The sequence below is a fragment of the Caballeronia sp. TF1N1 genome (assembly GCF_022878925.1).
In the GTDB taxonomy this organism is placed as follows: domain Bacteria; phylum Pseudomonadota; class Gammaproteobacteria; order Burkholderiales; family Burkholderiaceae; genus Caballeronia.
In genome coordinates this window covers 754,237-772,977 of record NZ_CP084629.1, presented here as the reverse complement: position 1 = coordinate 772,977, position 18,741 = coordinate 754,237, and the positions used below count along the sequence as shown (strand labels likewise).

The window sequence follows — 18,741 nt, the reverse complement described above, 5'->3', positions numbered from 1 at the left end:
TACAGACACAGATCGCAAACCGCATCCGCAAATTTTTCTCTTTCGTTTTTAATCGATTTGTACAGATCAATGCAAACATTCAAAAACGCGTTATCGTTTGCGGGGCGTTTAAGCTCTTAGGAATAAAGCGCATACTAGCGGCATATACAAATAATATGAGAAAAGCCATGCACGGGGAAAACAGGACGCTTTATTATGCCGGGCGCACCGTATCGGAAGAACTTTCCGAGCGCTTGCATGCTCGCGGCTGGACGATTGAGCAAATCGATCCCGCCAAGCCACCTAAAGCCGCCCGTCATGGCAAGCGCGCTGCCGCCGGCATTGTCGACCTGACTAAACGCGGGCTCGCAAAAGATACGGCCGTTGTCGCCGAATTGCTTGCACTCTGCCAGATTGGCTGGGTTGCAACCGTCGACGCCGAGCATGTCGAGAATCCCGAGATCTGTCGGCTTATCCGCGACTTCTGCTTCGATTACGTGACCGTGCCTTCATCGGCGGATCGCATAGTCGATGCAGTCGGTCATGCATATGGCATGGTCGCCTTGCACGATACGGCAAGCAGCGCGACCGGCAACGAATCGCGTAAGGACGATGGCAAGGAAGGCAGCATGGTCGGTTCATGTGACGCCATGCAGGCGCTTTATCGATCAATCCGTAAAGTCGCCATGACGGACGCACCGGTGTTCATTTCCGGCGAATCAGGCACCGGCAAGGAATTAACGGCGGTTGCAATTCATGAACGCTCGGTACGTCGCGATCAACCATTCGTCGCAATCAACTGCGGCGCCATACCACCTCATCTGCTTCAATCCGAATTGTTCGGCTACGAGCGCGGCGCATTTACGGGCGCAAATCAACGCAAGATCGGCCGTGTGGAGGCCGCGGATGGCGGTACGCTCTTTCTCGATGAAATCGGCGATCTGCCGCTCGAGAGTCAAGCGAGTCTCTTGCGCTTTCTTCAAGAACGCAAAATTGAACGTCTTGGCGGCCAGACCTCTACGGACGTGGATGTGCGCATCATTTCGGCCACGCACGTCGATATGCAAACCGCGATGATCGAAGGCCGTTTTCGCGCGGACTTGTACCACCGTTTGTGCGTCTTGCAGATCGACGAGCCCCCTTTGCGCGTACGCGGCAAGGATATCGAACTGCTCGCCAATCATATGCTCGATCGCTATAGAAAAGATGCGAGCCGACGCTTGCGTGGCTTCTCGCCGTGCGCCATCGCGGCGCTTCACAATTACGGCTGGCCGGGCAATGTGCGTGAATTGATCAATCGCGTGCGTCGCGCCATTGTCATGGCGGAAGGACGTCAGATTCTCGCTAGCGATCTCGAACTCGGCGAATACGCCGAAGCTGCGCCGACGACGCTTGCGCAAGCACGCGAAGCCGCAGAGCGGCAAGCCATTGAAGTCGCACTCTTGCGTCATCGCGGCCGCTTGGGTGAAGCGGCCGATGAGTTGGGCATTTCGCGAGTCACGCTTTATCGTATGTTGACGGCTTATGGTCTGCGCGCTAAAGCAGATCGCGCGCTTGAGGCATCGAGCGCTTAAGACGCACGAGGCGAAGACTAATTAAAGTGTCGGTCGAGCGCTGCCAGTAAGTGCTGCGAGAGCCGCGTCGCGCGGCCCTGAATCGCTCGATCCGATAATCTCGACAACGCATACGACGCCGCCAGCACCGCAGTCAGCGTGGCGCCATATAGCGCCAATGCTGTCTCGTTGCTTGTCTCCTTGAACCTTCCCTCAAAGAAATGGAAGGTCACGTAGACACAAATGAAATGCCAAAGATAAATGCCGTAGCTCTCACGGCCTAACGCGGCGGCACAGCGGCGGATCATCGACAGGCTTTGTGTCTTGCGCATGATAGGCGGCGCACTTGCTTTGGGCGCGCTGCGCGTGCAAACGAACAGCAGGAAAGCTACGGCGCTACATGCCGCGAACAACGGTGCGAGGGCATGAGCTCTAGCGAGCCATACGCCGAGCATCGCGGTCACGATGGCAAAGCCAAGCGCCAGCGAAGCGTAGAGGTACGACTTAAGTCGCGTCACTCTTTCGTCGCCCGTCAAGTGCGAACGAAAGGCATACCACGCCCACATGCCAACGATGAAGCACGGTCCCTGCACGGGCGGCCAGAAGTAACTGTACGAGTTGTTCGTCACATCGCAATCGAGCACGCCGTGGCATTCGCTCATCGATGTAATGGCAAAGGAAAGCGCTAGCAGTATTACGGAGGCGAGGAGCAGACGCTTGCGATTCATCGCCAGGAAAAACAATAGCGGTGCAATCAAGTAGAAGAGCATTTCGACGCCAATAGACCATCCTCCCGGGACCACGTTATTGATGGCCGTTGGCGAGAGCGCATGCAGGAAAAGCATGTTGAGGAGGATATCGACCGGACCATGCACGCCGAGCACCCAGGCGTGTTCGTAACCGGAGCGCGTCGCCCCGTAACTGATAAGGCCGTAAATGACGATGGCCGCATAGTAAAGCGGAGCGATGCGAAAAAAGCGCTTGATATAGAAGCGTAGCGCGACGTGGCGCGCGTCGACACATCGCGCATGGTCCATCTCGAGGGTCATGAAGATCGTGATTGCGCTGATGACGAAGAATAACTGCACGCCGTACTGCCCCATGTGCGTCAGCAGCGTCACCGCTCCCGGCAGATTGGGGAACTGAAACGATAGATGTACTGCGACAACCCCGACAATCGCGAGCGCACGACCAGCGTCGAGTGCGGCAACGCGTCCTTGCTGCATCGATATCCTCCTTGCATGCATAGCGGCCTTCACAGCCGCGAGGTGCGTGGACATAGATGACTTCAACGAGTTCCCTGATTTCTCCAGCGCGCGCAATTCGATACATGCCGAAACACCTTTGCGTAAATGTGGCCGGTGTCGTTGTTGACGGAAAATTGTTCGAGTTAATACGTCTTAGGGGCATGTCTGCGATTCGCAACAATACTAGAGAAAATCATCGCGATTAAATCGTTGCAACCGCTTAACAGTAAAACGTTTAAGCGGGAAATGTTGCTTGCTGATTGCCGCTCTCAGCCAGGCTTTGTCCGCCAATGCCGCTCGAATCCGCCAGATGGGTGCGTTGAAAGTGCCTGTAACACGCCAACGAATGAAAGCATGATGTATGCTCCACCGCTTAGACTAAGGTTGGCGGCTAGCACATTTGATGGACCTCGGCGCGATTGCTAGCAATTTCTTCAAGACTAGTCTCAATTTGGTATCGCTTGTTGTTCTCTCAGTAAGCGGCAGCGAACAAAGGTGAAAGCACCTTTCGCGTAAAGTTCAACCGTGTGCTGCGTGCTAAAGACTTCAAAAAATCAAAGTCGGCAATTTCAGCCAGACGTCGAGGGCCATGGGGGCGCTTTGTGCGAGACCGTACAGAACGCTGTTTTGTGTGCTGTTTCACTGTCGAAGCTTTATTCCAGTGATATGCATTTCTTTCTTTGAGCGGGGCGACAAGGGAGATGACATCGTTATCCCAAGCGCAATGCGAGGGCTTTTGGAAGGACGGATTTCTTCGTCTTGAGAAAGTTGCGGAGCATGCGGAAATTAAGACCTTGCGTACAATTGGCGACCGCCTGCTGCGCGAAAAGGCGGGATTCAAGCAAGGCATGCTGTTCGACTTTTATCCGGAAGGTGAGGGTCCAGACAAGCCTAAGCTCGCGCAATTGCATGGTCCGTCGCATTTCGAGCGAAGCCTCATGGAGAGCGAGCTGAATCGGCGCGTGCAACGTGTCGCCATGCAACTGCTCGGCCCCAAGGCACGCTTCGTGAGCGACAGCTTTTTTCATAAGCCCGCTCATACCGAGGCCGTGACACCCTGGCATCAGGATGAAGCATTCACCGACCCGCGCATCGAACATCGAGAGGTGAATTTCTGGTTCCCCTTGCAGCCGGTGTCGCTGACCAACGGGTGCATGCAGTTCATCGCCGGCTCGCATATTGGACCCGTGCTTCCGCATGGCCCCATTGGCGGCGATCCGAGCACGCATGGCCTTGAATGCGTCACGGGCTTCAATGCTGGCGAGGCGGTCGTTTGTCCGCTCGAACTCGGCGACTGCACCATTCATGCGGGACGTACGCTGCATTTCGCGGGTCCGAATCATTCGGATGCACCGCGCTATGCGTATTCGATGGTGTTTGGCTTACCGCGACGGGCATCGAAAGAAGTCCGCAGCTTTCCCTGGAACGACAATCGCCGTCTCTCACGGCAGGCGCGTGTGAACGACTCCAGGACGCGCGACAGCTTTTGGCCATATTTGTCCCGCAAGGTGCGCGAGTTCGACTACACCAATCCTTATGAATGGCGGCTCGGCGCCGAACGAGTGGCGCGTCTTATCAAGGGTAAGCGCACTGCCGGTTGAGTATTAGAAGCATCAGGTAAAGAGGACGCGTGCGGCAGTCTAAAAGCCGAACGCGTCCTGCCTGAGAAATCGCAGAATTCGGTTAGCAACCGTGACCGGCTGTTCTTGCTGCACCCAATGCCCGGCACCTTCAATCATATGCACCGCGCGGAAATTGCTGCATGCGCGCATGCGCATTGCTTCGTATTGGCCAGGCCGCTGATACACGCCCCAGTCGCTACTTCCAGCAATGAAACATGCAGGCACGTCTATCGTGCTGCCTGACCATGTCTTAAGCGCGGCCGTGTGAGCGTCGCTAGTCGCGCAGCGATACCAGTTAAGCCCGCCTTGAAAACCGGTGCGCGAATATTCCCCCGCATAGACGTCGAGATCGCGTTCCGGCATCCATGCGCATGATGCGATCTGCTCCTCCGAAGGCATATGCGGTGCGACCGTCTCATGCATGCTCTTATCTTTCTCCATCACATAGTAAGTCGGCAACGTAGCGAGTTCTTCCGCGCTCAACGCCGCTAAAGGATGAGGATGGTTTTCCGGCCAGTCCGCACTCTTCACGTGAAAATAAGCGCGCAAAAATGCCGCCATGCCTTGCGGTGGGTGCCACATGTCCTCATTCGCATCGGCACCCGAGTAATACCATTGATAGTGCTTACGGGGCGGGTCGAGCGCGTCTAGCGCCGCCAAGACAGTGGCCATCTCGGTCAATGCTGTATCGCCCGCCTCATGCAGCGCATGTTCCGATGCGGTGCCAAATGGAAATGTCGGCGGCCCCGCAAACGGCGCGCTAAGCATGACCACCGACCTGAAGACATTTGGCCTGATCAACGCGCACCAAGCTGCTACGGGCGAACCAAAATCATGGCCGATGACCGCTGCCACGCTGTGATAGCCCAAGGCACTTATAAGCCCAAGCACGTCCCGCACGAGATTTGGAAAATTGAAGTCGTCGAGATCCGTATCGAATATAGCAGCCGCGCCCGTGGTACGCCCGTAGCCGCGCTGATCGGGCGCGACGACATGATAGCCGCCATTGGCAAGCGCCGGCATCACCTTGCGCCAGCTAAAAGCAAGCTCGGGAAAGCCATGCAAGAGCACGATGCATGGTCTGCCCGGCGTTTCGAAACCTGCTTCCAGCACGTGCATGGAGAGGCCATTGCCGTTGTCGATCAGGCGTGAGCGGATGCCATCGGGCAACGGCAGATCCTTCAACGTTTCGGTCATGCATGGCTCCTGTCGAGTTCGGAGCCATTATGCTTCATGCCGCGAGGGCTGCGTTGGCGTCAGCGCTAGAGGATCGAATTACGTTTGCCGAGCTGCTCGAGCGGAATGTCATAAGTCTCCCGCATCGAAAAGATAGACACTGCGGACAACAGACACACCAGCACCGCGAATGCAGCCGGCATGACCCACAACGCCGTACCGTATTTACCTATGAGCGCGGATTCCACTAGCGGCGCAAACCCGGCCACGGCGAAGCCAAACTGCGTGCCGATCGCCATGCCGGAAAGGCGGACTTGCGTTGGAAAGCGTTCCGCGTATGTCGCCGGCCACACTGCATTCGTGATGCTATAAGCGAAGCCGCCGAGCACTACTCCCGCTGCAAAAACGAGCGCATTGCTCCCCGTCGTGATCGACCACAAAAAGATCACGACGCTAACTGCGCACAGCAAGTTTCCCGCGATAAATACAGGTCGTCGGCCGATACGGTCGGATAGCGTGGCCCATAACGGAATGGTGAAGACCGCGATGAAGTTAGCGACGATAGCCGTCCACAGCATGACCGAAGTGCTGATGGGTTGCGCCTGTGCGCGCGAAAACGAAAGCGCAAACACGGCGAACGTCGTGCCTATAGACGCAATGAGCGCGGCAAAGAAAACCTGTAGTAATTCCTTGCGATAACCCGTAAGCAGCGTCTTGAGCGGCATATTCGGCACCTCGCCATGCGAGGCTTCGCTTTCGAAGGCGGGCGTCTCTTCGAGTCGGCTGCGCACGATAAAGCCGACGATCACCACCGCCACACTCAACCAGAAAGGCAAGCGCCAGCCCCACGACAGCAATTGATCTTCGGGTAACAAAGCCGCAAGCGGCAAGACTACAGCGGGCGCAAGCACCTGACCGCCCTGCGTCCCGCTTAAAGTCCAACTCGTGTAATAACCCCGACGATGCGCGGGCGCGTGCTCGAACGACATTGAATTCGCCCCGGCTTGCTCCCCTGCTGCGGAGATGCCCTGCAAGATTCGCATCAACACGAGTAGCGCAGGTGAGAGCAGTCCCGCGGTCTGATAAGTCGGCAAGCATCCCACTAAGAACGTCGAGAGCCCCATCAAGAGCAAGGTGCCCACCATCACGACCTTTCTGCCGAGCCTGTCACCGTAGTGGCCCATGAGGAACGAGCCTAAAGGACGTGCGGCATAAGCCACGCCAAAGGTCGCCATCGATGCAAGCGTCGCGGCGGTCATGTCGCCGGGCGGGAAGAATATCTTTGGAAAGACGAGCGCGGCGACAGTGCCGTAGATAAAGAAGTCGTAGTATTCGAGCGCGCTGCCGATCCACGCCGCGATTGCGGCCTTTCTGGCATGCTTGCCGCCTAGCACGCTCGATGATGTCGTCTCCGAGGTTCGACCAATCGTTTCTGTCGTCATGTTGTCTCCGTGTTTTTTTATGGAAGTCGAAGCTTCTATCGTGTTATGCGAGCGCTCGTCTCAAGAAGGCTTTGACTAGCATGTTGTACGAGTATCGCGCGTTTAAGCGGATTGGTTTCGCGCTTAAGCGGCACTTCGACTGCTAGCGGAAGGTTATCGGGCAACACGGCAAGCAGCGCGCATAAGGGCAACTCCCCTTCCCCGGGCAACAACCGATCTCCACGTGCCTCTGCAACGATGTCAGCGGGAGACGCCATTGGCGCATCACAAAGCTGAACGCTGCCGATGATTTGCGGATCAAGCGCCGCGACCTCTTCCACCGTTCCGCCTGAACGGATGAGATGAAGCGCGTCGATCAGAACAAACGCATTGGGCTTGCCAGAGGACAGCACGATATTCAAAGCATCGGCTAGACGCGCGACAGGACGCCATAGCATGAACTCGACATCGAGCGACAAACCGAATGGCGCCGCGAGATCGCATAATGCGCTGAAGCGATCGATGACGCGTGCGCGGTCGGTATCGTCGATATTCACGCATGCACGGTGTGCTCCAAGTTCCGCGCCTGCCTCGAATGTGCCTTCATAGTCACCAACGGAAGTGTTGGCCGCAAGAGTAATCACTTCGATATCGGTCACCTTCACGTCGAGCTCATGCAGCAAGCGCTTGGTCGAACGCAATTCAGGCGACCTCGCAAGCAATGGATACTCGATACCGCCGTGCACGGGTGAGCAAAGACGAATGCTGATCGCTCGAAAGCCAGCGCTCGCCGCCAGTTCGATAAGATCTGGCGGGCCTACGTCCAGTACCGTGAGATGAGCGAGCGATAGAGGTTTCATCAATACGTTGCCCTTCCACCCGTCAAATCGAACGCCGCGCCGGTGGAAAACGAGCATTCCTCCGTGGCGAGCCATGTCACCATCGACGCAACTTCGTCTGGACGACCTGCGCGTCCTAGCGGAATCTTGGCAAGCACGAAGTTGCGTGCATTCTCGGTCATGCCGCGCAGCATGTCGGATTCGATTGCCGCGGGCGTCACGCAGTTGACGCGAATCTCGGTATCCGCGAGCTCCTTGCCAAGCGACTTCGTCAATGCGATCACGCCTGCCTTCGACGCGCCATAAGCACCCTGGTTCGGGTTGCCCTCCTTGCCCCCGACCGACGACAGACTCACGATACGTCCATGCCGCGCGCGACGCAGGTAAGGCAGCACTTCGCGGCAACAAATAAAAACGCCCGTAAGATTGATGTCGAGTACGCGCCGCCATGCGTCGATCGAATATGTCTCTACTGGACCGATATCTCCATTGATACCCGCAGCGTTGATCAACACATCGATCGATCCGAAGCGCTTGTGTGCTTCCTGCGCCGCGTTGGCTACACTGGCGGCATTCGTCACATCTACTTGAGAAGCGAACGCCGCGCGAGCCTGCTCGGCCTTGAAAAAGGCAGCCTCGATGTCGATATCCCAAAGCACGACCTTGGCACCCGACGCAACGAAACGCTCAGCAATCGCATATCCGATACCACCAGAGCCGCCGGTGATGACACATACACGGTCCTGCAAATCCAGTTTGTTCATGGTCCCTTTGCGATAGAAATCACTCGAACCGATACTAAGGACAAACGCTGGCTTTGTCGTATGCTGAATTTCCTTTAAGCTATAACTTTTAGTTAAGCTGTACGGCGAACCGATGCGCTTCAAACTCCGCCATATGGAAGTCTTTCGCGCGGTCATGCTCACAGGCTCCATCAACGCGGCAGCCAAGTTGCTCTATGTATCGCAGCCTGCAGTGAGCAAGCTCGTGTCTCACATCGAGACGACACTGGACCTGCGCCTGTTCGAGCGCTCCAAGAGCCGCCTCATTCCCACGGCCGAGGCACATGCGTTATTCAGGGAAATCGAGCAGGTTTATCAGGCTGCCGTGCGCGTGGATGAATTCGCGCGCGCGCTTTCGCTAGGGCCGTCGAGCCTGTTGCGCGTCACTTGCAGTGCATCGCTCGCAATGAGCGTCGTGGCTCCCGCGCTCGTCGATATCAAGGCCAAGCTGCCTGCACTGACGGTAGGCTGGCAGACCACACTAATGGCGGACATGCCGATGGAAATCTTGAGCAAGGAAGCAGAGGTCGCCGTTGCCGCAATGCCGGTCACGCACGAACATCTGGAAAACGTTTCGTTCATGTACGGCAGCATGGTTTGCGCCTTGCCAAGGGGGCACAGACTTGAAGCGGCATCGGACGTGTCGCTTGCCGATCTGGTAAGCGAACCCGTGGTGCTGTTCAAGCGAGACATTCCGTTTGGAACCGTGATCGCACAGACGTGCCAGCAAGCGGGCGTCGAACTCAAGTCGACAATCGACGTGATGCGCGCCGATCAGGCACTGGCGCTCGTCGAAGGCGGGCTCGGCGTGACCATCGTCGATGATTTCGCCACGGCAGGCACAGCTCTCACCATACGCCCGCTACGCGAACACATACATTTGACGGCAAGCTTCGTTTATTCGCGCTTTGCGCCGCCATCGCGCAACGCGGTTCTATTCATGCAGGCAGTTTATAAGAATGCGCAGCGCCTAGGCCGCGCCATTCCCGATGCGCGTGTCCCCGGTTAAGCGACGACGTGCTTGACGCCAAGCGCCAAACCGCTGCACGCTTTAACATGAACGAGACGCAAAAATCTCTTACTTACGGAATCAAGCCATGACCACGTCATCCTCTCGCCGCCGCGCCGCCTTTCGCGAACTGGTCAACGCGCGCCGCGCACTGCTGTTACCGGGCGCTTTCAACGCGATGAGCGCACGCGTGGCCGTCGACCTCGGCTTCGAAGCAATTTATATAACCGGCGCAGGTGTTACGAATATGTCGCTAGGACTGCCCGATCTTGGTTTCATCAGCCTCGCGGAAGTCGCGGAACATACCTCTCGTATTCGCGATGCCGTCGATGTGCCGCTCATCGTCGATGCGGATACCGGCTTCGGCAATGCACTCAATGTGCGCCACACCGTACGCACGCTCGAGCGCGCGGGCGCGGACGCCATTCAACTCGAAGATCAGGTGATGCCTAAGAAATGCGGCCATTTCGCGGGTAAGAACGTGGTCTCGACCAGCGAAATGGTCGGCAAGATCCACGCCGCGGTCGACGCACGCGAGGACGCGAATTTCCAGATCATTGCACGCACGGATGCCTGCGCGGTGGAAGGCTTCGACCGCGCCATAGAGCGGGCGCGCGCATTTGTCGAAGCCGGGGCCGACATTCTTTTCATCGAGGCCATCGAGACGCCAGAGCAAATTGCCTCGCTAACCGAACTCGTCGAAGCGCCGCAACTCATCAATCTCGTCATCGGCGGAAAGACGCCGGTAACAGCGCGAGAGGACCTCGAGCGCCTTGGCTTTAGCCTCGTCCTTTATGCCAACGCCGCGTTGCAAGGCGCCGTGCGTGGCATGCAGACGGCGTTGTCGGCACTAAAGACACAAGGCCGTCTCGATGAAGATCCAGGCGTAGTTGCACCTTTTTCGGAACGTCAGCGGCTCGTGAACAAGCCGCTGTATGACGAGCTGGACCGCAAATACGCAGCCGATTAAAGGCTGCTCTTAGCGCTCGCATGCCTCAAGCGAGAGTTTGCTATGCTGCCTTCGAACCGGACGAGTCGCACGTGACGAAGTCCGGCGCTCAATCACTCAGGTAACAAAACGGAGATAGAGATGGCAAAGGGATATTGGGTCAGCGCATACCGCAAGATCATCAACGCTGATCAGGCCGCGGAGTACGCGAAGCAGGCGACGGTTGCGATCAAGGAAGGCGGCGGACGCCCTCTCGCGCGCGGCGTGGCGTCGTTCATCCAGGGCGATGGCGTTAAGGAACGCACGGTAATCATCGAGTTCGACTCACTCGATGCTGCTAAAGCCGCTTACGACAGCAAGACCTATCAGGACGCGCTCGTTACGTTAGGCGATTCAGTGGAGCGTGATTTCCGCATTGTCGAAGGCGTTGAATAACGTCCTGCGCTTTGTTCGAAAGGCGATGACGTCCCCTCGTCATCGCCTTGAGTCGCCATTCAAGCGCCGGCTGCATCGGCCAGTTCGTTCAAGTCGTTCACGATGAAGTCCCAATCGCTTTCTGCTTTGAGGTCTGTAGTTTGTCCCGCACCGTGCTCATAAGGCCGAGCGATAAATGCAGTCTTCAGACCGCACGCTCTTGCCGCGACGAGATCGCTATTATGGGCCGCCGCCATGCACACCTCTTCAGGCTTGAGCATGAGCGCATCGACCGCACGCAGATAAGCCTGCGGCGTTGGCTTATAAGCCTGCGCTGTTTCCGCGCCGAGAATCGCATCCCATGGCAGACCACCGTGTTTCGCCATGTCCACCATTAACTTGATATTGCCGTTCGATAACGGCGCAATGATGTAGCGCGTCTTGAGGCGCGCAAGTCCTTTTACGGAATCGGGCCAAGGGTCCAGACGATGCCACGCGAGATTCAACTCATCGAGCACATGCGTTGGAACGGCATCTTTGTCGATGCCGAATTCAGGCAACACGTCATCCAGATTTTCTCGATGCAAGACATCCAGCCTTACGAACGGTCTTTCGCCACTGCGGACTTTCTGCATTGCGGGCGCATAGCGACTGCGCCATGCATCGGCAAACGCTTCCGGCGATGCGTTCGCTTGACCGTAAGCGTTTAGAAACGACGCAGCTTCTCGCGCTATGCCGCCGCGCCAGTCCACCACGGTACCGAAAACGTCGAATACGAAAGCCTTTACTAAGGGCTGGGTCACGAGACTTCTCCGTTGGCTTCAATTCTCAAAGCTAGTCTAGCAAGGCCACAGCTCCCTGCGCTTGGTTCTCCCGCGTAAGACTGTTCGCAGTATGGCCAGAGCGCGTTGAATGACACTGCATTTTGTCGATTGCATGCATCATGCAAGAAACCGAATGCAAAACGTGACGACGCCATATTTTGACCATCGCGAAAAAAGATGCTATTACGACGAGGCCTCGCGTCTGCTCAAGAGCGGACGAAAGCAAACCGTAAGCGCTCCGGCATGCCGCCGCCGCGCGCCAGCACAAAGTCACTGTGAACCCAACGACAACTCTTGCTTCGTGGTCAGCCCACGATACTCAGCTTCTGATCGCCTGCGCGCTCGGCCTTGCGGTCATCATCCTCTCAATCGGCGTTCTCAAGCTCGCGCCGTTCCTGTCTATCCTGGTGGGTACATTCGTTGCCGGTTTCGCTGCGCATCAACCGTTGGAAGCCATTGCGCAGGCCTTTAGCAAGGGTGCGGGAGCGTTGCTCGGCGATGTCGGCATCATCATCGCGCTCGGCGCCATGCTCGGTGCGCTGATGGCCGAGTCGGGGGCAGCGGATCGGTTGGTGACGACCCTGCTCGATCTTTCCACGCCCCGCAGTCTGCCGTGGATGATGGCGCTCGTCGCGATCATCGTGGGCCTGCCGCTCTTCTTCGAAGTGGGCCTTGTGATGATGGTGCCGATCATCTTCGTGATGGCACGGCGCTCCAAGCAGCCGATCCTGCGCATCGCGATCCCTGCGCTCGCCGGCATGACGACTTTGCATGCATTATTACCGCCGCATCCAGGGCCGCTCATTGCCGTGAGCGCATTGCATGCAGATCTTGGACTGACGCTCGGGCTCGGTTTGATCGTTGCGCTGCCGGCCGTGATTCTGGCGGGTCCGCTCTACGGCATCTGGCTTTCGAAGCGCATGCACGTCGAAGAGCCAGAAGAGATGGGCAAACTCTTTACCGAGCATGCGGATGGCGCAGCGACACCGGGCTTCGCAATCTCGCTTATCACGATACTTCTACCCGTCGTGATGATGCTCGGCCGCACGATCGCCAAGCTCGCGCTTACCAAGGACACGCTGCTTTACGACACGCTCGACTTCGTAGGCGAACCGTTGATTGCGCTTGCTCTTACGGTACTCTTCGCCATCGTGATGCTCGGTTGGTCGCGCGGCATGGCGCGCGATCGCGTAGGCGGCATCTTGCGCAAGAGCCTGCCGCCAATCGCGGCGCTTCTGCTCACCATCGGCGCAGGCGGTGGACTCAAGCAGACACTCGTCGCCGCGGGCGTCAGCACGACCATCGGCAAGATCGCCGTGGGCGCGCATCTGCCGCTGGTCTTGCTTGCGTGGCTGATCGCAGTGGCGCTCAGGCAAGCCACCGGATCGGCAACAGTCGCCACGACGACGACAGCCGGTATCGTGGCGCCCGTGGTTAGCGGCTTGTCTGCCACGCACAACTCGTTGATGGCGCTTGCCATCGGCGCCGGCTCCGTGTTCTTCTGTCACGTCAACGACGCGGGCTTCTGGATGGTGCGCGAATATTTCGGCTTAACGCTCAAGCGCACCGTAGCCGTTTGGTCGGTCTTGCAGACCATCGTGTCGGTCGTCGGACTCGTGCTGACCCTCGCCTTGTGGGCGCTGCTCAACTAGCGATGTCTTTTATCTTTACGAGGTCGCAAAGTGCTTCTCGACTTCCATCGCTTTGTCGAGCCCGACAAAGCGGTTGTATTCCTCGAAGGTCGTGAGCCGGTCTGCAATGGCATCTGTCGTGCCTTCGCGCATGAAATCGATCATGACTTCCTTGACAGCTTTATGCATGGCAAGCATCGACTCGATTGGGGCGAGGGTGTAATCGAAGCCTATTTCGTAGGCCTCTTTCATCGAGACGAACGGACTCTTTCCCGTTCGCGCCTGATTGAAAAGAATCGGCTTGCCTAGCGGCTTGAGACGACGCGTGAGCTCGCGCATGTGTTCGAGGCTTTCGGGCGCATCGGCATAGAGGCCATCCGCGCCTGCTTCCGCGTAGGCTTCGAGCCGCGCGATCGCATCGTCGATTCCGGTTACTGCAATCGCATCCGTACGGGCCACGATGAAGAAGTCCGGATCGGTGCGCGCCTCGATCATTGCGCGCAACTTGAGTACCATCTCGTCCTTCGATACGAGCTGCTTGCCCGCATAGTGTCCACATTTCTTGGGCAATGCTTGATCCTCGAGATGCAGCACCGATGCGCCCGCTTCTTCCCATAGACGGATCGTGCGCTGCACGTCGAGGATGCCGCCGTAGCCTGTATCTGCATCCGCGAATATGGGCACCGTCGTCACGCGGCAAATGCGGCGGATATGCTCGAACATTTCCGTCTGCGAGAGTACGCCGATATCCGCCTGCCCTGCAATCACGCCGGAGGCAACGAAACCGCTAACGTATAGCGACTTGGCGCCTGCCTGTTCCGCTAGCATCGCGGTCAACGCATCGTGCGCGCCCATGCAAACGAATGGGCCCTCTTTGAATAATTCGCGAAAACGGGCTGAACGGGTCAAGATGATTCTCCGGCAAGTTGAATAATGTCGATGTGTCAAGCGAAGTAAGCCCAACTGCGCGCTTTTCGATCCTTCAAAAGAAAGCGCGCAATATCATCTGCAAGAAGGCGCGTCTGATCGATCTCGTCGAGTCCTTCCAGAAGCGCTCGCTGCTGTGCCGGATCGAATTCGAAGTGAATCGTTTCCAACCCATGTGCGCGAATTTCGAGCGCACCGAGATCGACCTCGATGGGCGTTCCATCGCTAGCAGCAACCGCTATGCGCTCGATCTCGGCAGCGTCGAGTCGCACAGGAAGCAGTCCGTTCTGAAGACAGTTGTTATAGAAGATGTCGCCGAACGATGAAGCGATGACGCATCGAATGCCCGCTTCCTCTAGCGCCCACACCGCCATTTCGCGCGAGCTGCCACAACCGAAGTTGCTACCACCGAGGACTGTGCATGCACTTCTGAATGCGGGCTGATTGAGAACGAAGTCCTCACGTTCACCACTTTGCGGACCGTCGCCGCGATAACGCAAGGTCTCGAGCAGATAAGGTCCCAACTGTCCGCGCACGAGTTGCGAAATTCTTTCGATGCGGATGATGAGATCCGTATCGACGTTATCTCGCATGAGCGGAGCCGCTGCTCCGGAGATGATCGTCACCGCTTTCATCGCGACGCCCCTTCCGTTTGACGCACACGTGGCGCGGCGATATGCCCCGCAATGGCGCTAGCTGCGGCAACTGCAGGGCTAGCCAGATGCGTACGCGCACCGGGACCTTGCCTGCCAATAAAATTGCGATTCGAGGTCGATACGCAACGTTCGCCACGCCCAACCACGTCGCCATTTGCGCCCACGCACATCGAACAGCCCGGCTCGCGCCATTCGAAGCCAGCGGCACGGAAGATCGCATCGAGCCCTTCCTGCTCGGCTTGACGCGCCACCGTGAGCGATCCCGGCACGACCCAAGCCTTCACGTTGCCGGCGACATGCTGACCATGGACCACATGTGCTGCCGCACGCAAGTCTTCGATGCGGCTATTCGTACACGAGCCTATGAATACGCGGTCCACGCTTAGTTCATCCAGATGCTGTCCGGCACGCACGCCCATGTAGTCGATCGCATTTTCGGCGGCATGACGGCGCGATTCATCATCGAGCGATGCGGGGTCGGGTATGACATCGTCCAGCGCAATCACGTGTTCGGGACTCGTGCCCCACGTGACCTGTACGCCGATGGACGACGCATCGATACCGATCTCGCGATCGAACTGTGCCTCCGAATCGCTTGCAAGCATCCTCCAGTCGGCGACAGCCTGGTCGAACTGCTCGCCTTGCGGTGCATAAGGCTTGTCGCGCAGATAAGTGAACGTAATTTCATCGGGCGCGACGAGGCCAAACTTGGACCCCAGCTCGATGCTTAGATTGCACAGTGTGAGGCGGCCTTCCATGCTCAATGCTTCGACCGCATCGCCCGCGTATTCGACGGCATAGCCCGTGCCGCCAGCCGCGCCAATCTTTCCGATGAGATACAGAATCATGTCCTTCGCGGTCACGCCTTCGCGCAGCTTGCCATTGAAGCGCACACGCATCGTCTTTGGGCGCTTCTGTCGAATGGTTTGCGTCGCAAGCACATGCACGACCTCCGTCGAACCGATACCGAAGGCAAGCGCGCCCATTGCACCATGCGTGCATGTATGACTATCCGCGCAAACGATGGACGTTCCTGGCAAAGAAAGGCCGAGCTCCGGTCCGATCACATGCACGATGCCCTGAAGGCCTGCCTGGCCTATGTCAAAGATGGGAATCGCGTGATGCGTCATCTGCGTGCGCATCGATTCGACCATCTCGGTGCTCCAGTCGGCATCGCCTGCGCGGCGTCCTGGGGCCGTCGAAATCACATGATCGACGGTGGCGAAGGTAAGCGCGGGACTATCCACGCCAAGGCCGCGCTTTTCAAGCACGCGGACCGCTTCCACGCCGGTGAGCTCGTGCATCAGATGACGATCCACGTGCAGCAGATCGGCGCCACCTGCGAGATGAGCAATGGTATGACTGTCCCACAACTTGTCGAAGAGCGTATGCATGATCAATCGCTATGCGTGAGATGACGCTGCCATTTGAGGAACATGAGATTTACCAGTGTGGCGAACACGAAAAGCATGAGCGCAAGCGCCATGATCGTGCTCGTTTCGTTGCGGTTCATGGCGATCATCAACATGCGGCCGATACCGCTTTGCGACGCGAACATCTCGCCGATAAGCGTGCCAAGCAAGGTAAGCGAAAAGCCGATGCGCAGTCCCGCTACGACTTCAGGCACGCATGCGGGCAGCAACACATGACGCGCGAAATCCATCGGGTTCATGCGGTAAGTGCGGGCCGCGCGTGCGTATATAGGCGGCATATTCTTTACCGCGTTCATGGTGAAGAGCGTAATCGGAACGATCCCGTGTATCACACCGAATACGATCTTGGCCCATAACCCGAGACCGCAAGCGAGCAGCACGACCGGATAAAGCGTGACCTTGGGAATGGAATAAAAGCCCATCATTAGCGGCTCCATCACCTCACCGGCCAAGCGTCGCACGCCAAGAAACAGACCGAGAAAAACGCCTGCTACGGCAGAGATGGCGAACGCCGAAGCAAAGGCAAGCGATGTGACATAGAGGCTTTCCGGAAAATCCGGGTCGCTGACTATATGCATTGCACGTTGGACGGTATGCAGCGGCGTGGTCAGCACATCGGGGCCAAGCCACCCGCTTGCGCCTTGCCAAAGCCCGACCAGCACCACGACGAGCACGAGCGCGTCCATCCATCGCCGCGTGTGTCGCGGCCTTGCCGTATGCGTGACGACGACAGTGCTCATGCGGCCTCCCTTCTGATGCGCCGATAGAGACGCGTTTCCGCTGTGCGTAAAAGGGCGTTGAGCGTGGCAACGAAGATCAGCATCAGGAGCATGAGGCCGTACATCGTCGAATTGTCGAACGCGTTGTAGGCGAATGCGATTTGATAACCGAAGCCCGACCCGGACAACACGAATTCACCCGCTACCACCGCGATGAACGCGTAGACCACGGTGAGCTTGATGCCTGTAAATACGAACGGAAGACTCGCGGGCAAGGTGATGAGGCGCACCTCGTCTAGCGTATTCAAGCGGCATACGCGCGCCGTGCGCAACAGCACACGAGGCACACGTTCAAGACCATTCAAAGTATTTACGGCCATGGCGACGACCGCAAAGAGAAACCCGATGCCGACCAGAGGCCAGCGGTTCAAGCCGAAGATCACGATCAAGATCGGATACAGCACGAAGACGGGCACCGCATAGTAGGAAAGCAGCAACGGGTCCAGCACACGCCTTGCGCGCGGCAATCTGAACAGCAACACGCCGCCGATAAAGCCCACTACCACCGCAAGCGCAACCGCCAGCAATGCGCTGCTAAGCGTCTGCACGATATCCACGGTGTATTGCCCTGACGCGAGAACGTCCCAGGCGCTCACCGCCATACGCGAAGGCGGAATGAATGAGACAGGATTGATCCATGCAAAACGAGTCGCTATCTCCAGCAACAAAATGAAGCCGATGACTATTCCCACGCGCCAGCGTGCGGCAACGCTCATGACTGGCTCCCTAGCGCTTTCATGGCCTCTTCGCGCAACAGACCCCACACTTGCGCGGTCAGTTCGCCGAAGCGCGCATCGAGTGCGATCTTGCTGTCGCGAAGACGCGGCCAGCAGGTTTCAATGGTCGATATGAAGCGTCCCGGACACGCTGACATCACACCAATGCGATCGGACAGCAGCACCGCTTCGTCGATCGAATGCGTAATGAGCATGATGGTCGCGCCCGTATCGCGCCAAAGCTTGAGCATTTCATCGCCCATGAGGAGACGTGTCTGCTGATCTAATGCGCCGAATGGTTCGTCGAGCAACATGAGACGCGGACGCACGACCATGGCGCGCGCAATGCAAACGCGTTGCCGCATTCCGCCTGAGAGTTGCGCGGGATAAACACGCGCGAAAGACTTGAGACCCATGAAAGACAATGCATGATCGACGCGCGCCTTTACTTCGTTCTCTGCCACGCCTGCGCGACGCGCGGCAAAGGCTGCGTTGTCGAAGACGTTGAGCCATGGAAAGCTCGCGTCTTCCTGAAACACGACGGCCACGCCATCCGGAACCTCGCGTCCCACTGCATGCCCTTCGAATTCGACAGTGCCGCCGCTTGCGGGATTAAGGCCTGCGAGCACATCCAGCAAAGTGGACTTACCGCAACCGGAAGGGCCGACAACCGAAAAGAATTCACCCGCGCGCAATTCCAAACTTACGGGGCCGAGCGCATGAAAAGGAGGCTTGCCTGCAATGCCGGGATAAATGCGCGTGACATCGGTCACGCGCGCTTGCA

The 18,741-nt window shown here is 57.7% G+C and carries 18 protein-coding genes; 6 read left to right on the top strand and 12 right to left on the bottom strand.

The window, feature by feature from the left end; all coding sequences use genetic code 11:
* The first annotated feature begins 167 nt into the window (after positions 1-167).
* Positions 168-1,553, top strand: coding sequence for a sigma-54 dependent transcriptional regulator (locus LDZ28_RS29615; RefSeq protein WP_244831313.1), 1,386 nt, complete (start codon positions 168-170; stop codon positions 1,551-1,553).
* 17 nt (positions 1,554-1,570) lie between these two features.
* Here LDZ28_RS29615 and LDZ28_RS29610 read toward each other — a convergent pair whose 3' ends face one another.
* Complete coding sequence (locus LDZ28_RS29610) at positions 1,571-2,758, bottom strand: acyltransferase (RefSeq protein WP_244831312.1); 1,188 nt, start codon at positions 2,756-2,758, stop codon at positions 1,571-1,573.
* A gap of 815 nt (positions 2,759-3,573) precedes the next feature.
* On the opposite strand from LDZ28_RS29610, the gene LDZ28_RS29605 reads away from it, so the two are divergent.
* The gene (locus LDZ28_RS29605; protein ID WP_244831311.1) at positions 3,574-4,380 is read left to right on the top strand and encodes a phytanoyl-CoA dioxygenase family protein; all 807 of its coding nucleotides are present in this window, start codon (positions 3,574-3,576) and stop codon (positions 4,378-4,380) included.
* A 39-nt stretch (positions 4,381-4,419) separates the two neighbouring features.
* On the opposite strand, the gene LDZ28_RS29600 is transcribed toward LDZ28_RS29605, so the two are convergent.
* From LDZ28_RS29600 to LDZ28_RS29585, 4 genes are all read right to left on the bottom strand, one after another.
* The gene (locus LDZ28_RS29600; RefSeq protein ID WP_244831944.1) at positions 4,420-5,547 is read right to left on the bottom strand and encodes an alpha/beta fold hydrolase; all 1,128 of its coding nucleotides are present in this window, start codon (positions 5,545-5,547) and stop codon (positions 4,420-4,422) included.
* 116 nt (positions 5,548-5,663) lie between these two features.
* Positions 5,664-7,019, bottom strand: coding sequence for an MFS transporter (locus LDZ28_RS29595; protein ID WP_244831310.1), 1,356 nt, complete (start codon positions 7,017-7,019; stop codon positions 5,664-5,666).
* A 35-nt stretch (positions 7,020-7,054) separates the two neighbouring features.
* Positions 7,055-7,915, bottom strand: coding sequence for a sugar phosphate isomerase/epimerase (locus LDZ28_RS29590; protein WP_244831309.1), 861 nt, complete (start codon positions 7,913-7,915; stop codon positions 7,055-7,057).
* A complete protein-coding gene (locus LDZ28_RS29585; RefSeq protein ID WP_244831943.1) occupies positions 7,858-8,601 on the bottom strand; it encodes an SDR family NAD(P)-dependent oxidoreductase in 744 nt (247 codons plus the stop codon). Before LDZ28_RS29585 ends, LDZ28_RS29590 begins: the two co-directional genes overlap by 58 nt.
* Positions 8,602-8,713: 112 nt before the next feature.
* On the opposite strand from LDZ28_RS29585, the gene LDZ28_RS29580 reads away from it, so the two are divergent.
* The 3 genes from LDZ28_RS29580 to LDZ28_RS29570 all read left to right on the top strand — a co-directional run bounded on the left by LDZ28_RS29580 (position 8,714) and on the right by LDZ28_RS29570 (position 11,012).
* The gene (locus LDZ28_RS29580; protein ID WP_244831308.1) at positions 8,714-9,628 is read left to right on the top strand and encodes a LysR family transcriptional regulator; all 915 of its coding nucleotides are present in this window, start codon (positions 8,714-8,716) and stop codon (positions 9,626-9,628) included.
* A gap of 88 nt (positions 9,629-9,716) precedes the next feature.
* On the top strand, positions 9,717-10,598 hold the full coding sequence (locus tag LDZ28_RS29575; protein WP_244831307.1) for an oxaloacetate decarboxylase: 882 nt from the start codon (positions 9,717-9,719) through the stop codon (positions 10,596-10,598).
* Positions 10,599-10,718: 120 nt separating this feature from the next.
* On the top strand, positions 10,719-11,012 hold the full coding sequence (locus LDZ28_RS29570; RefSeq protein WP_244831306.1) for a DUF1330 domain-containing protein: 294 nt from the start codon (positions 10,719-10,721) through the stop codon (positions 11,010-11,012).
* Between the two features lie 59 nt (positions 11,013-11,071).
* Here the strand turns inward: LDZ28_RS29570 and LDZ28_RS29565 are convergent, their stop codons facing one another.
* Positions 11,072-11,794, bottom strand: a complete 723-nt coding sequence (locus LDZ28_RS29565; RefSeq protein ID WP_244831305.1) for a haloacid dehalogenase type II — start codon at positions 11,792-11,794, stop codon at positions 11,072-11,074.
* Positions 11,795-12,090: 296 nt separating this feature from the next.
* Here LDZ28_RS29565 and LDZ28_RS29560 point away from each other — a divergent pair, with 296 nt between their 5' ends.
* Complete coding sequence (locus LDZ28_RS29560; protein WP_244831304.1) at positions 12,091-13,467, top strand: gluconate:H+ symporter; 1,377 nt, start codon at positions 12,091-12,093, stop codon at positions 13,465-13,467.
* 15 nt (positions 13,468-13,482) lie between these two features.
* Here LDZ28_RS29560 and LDZ28_RS29555 read toward each other — a convergent pair whose 3' ends face one another.
* Genes LDZ28_RS29555 through LDZ28_RS29530 form a run of 6 tightly spaced genes read right to left on the bottom strand, consistent with a single transcriptional unit; the run spans position 13,483 to position 18,730 of the window.
* Complete coding sequence (locus tag LDZ28_RS29555; RefSeq protein ID WP_244831303.1) at positions 13,483-14,355, bottom strand: oxaloacetate decarboxylase; 873 nt, start codon at positions 14,353-14,355, stop codon at positions 13,483-13,485.
* 35 nt (positions 14,356-14,390) lie between these two features.
* Positions 14,391-15,008 carry a 3-isopropylmalate dehydratase small subunit gene (leuD, locus tag LDZ28_RS29550; protein WP_244831302.1) on the bottom strand — a complete coding sequence of 206 codons (618 nt, stop codon included), beginning with the start codon at positions 15,006-15,008 and terminating at the stop codon, positions 14,391-14,393.
* A complete protein-coding gene (gene leuC, locus LDZ28_RS29545) occupies positions 15,005-16,423 on the bottom strand; it encodes a 3-isopropylmalate dehydratase large subunit (protein ID WP_244831301.1) in 1,419 nt (472 codons plus the stop codon). Before leuC ends, leuD begins: the two co-directional genes overlap by 4 nt.
* A 2-nt stretch (positions 16,424-16,425) precedes the next feature.
* Positions 16,426-17,202: an ABC transporter permease gene (locus LDZ28_RS29540; protein WP_244831300.1), complete on the bottom strand. Its 777-nt coding sequence runs from the start codon at positions 17,200-17,202 to the stop codon at positions 16,426-16,428.
* A complete protein-coding gene (locus tag LDZ28_RS29535) occupies positions 17,199-17,957 on the bottom strand; it encodes an ABC transporter permease (protein WP_244831299.1) in 759 nt (252 codons plus the stop codon). The genes LDZ28_RS29540 and LDZ28_RS29535 overlap by 4 nt, the downstream gene beginning before the upstream one ends.
* Positions 17,954-18,730, bottom strand: a complete 777-nt coding sequence (locus LDZ28_RS29530; RefSeq protein ID WP_244831298.1) for an ABC transporter ATP-binding protein — start codon at positions 18,728-18,730, stop codon at positions 17,954-17,956. Before LDZ28_RS29530 ends, LDZ28_RS29535 begins: the two co-directional genes overlap by 4 nt.
* Between the last annotated feature and the right edge of the window lie 11 nt (positions 18,731-18,741).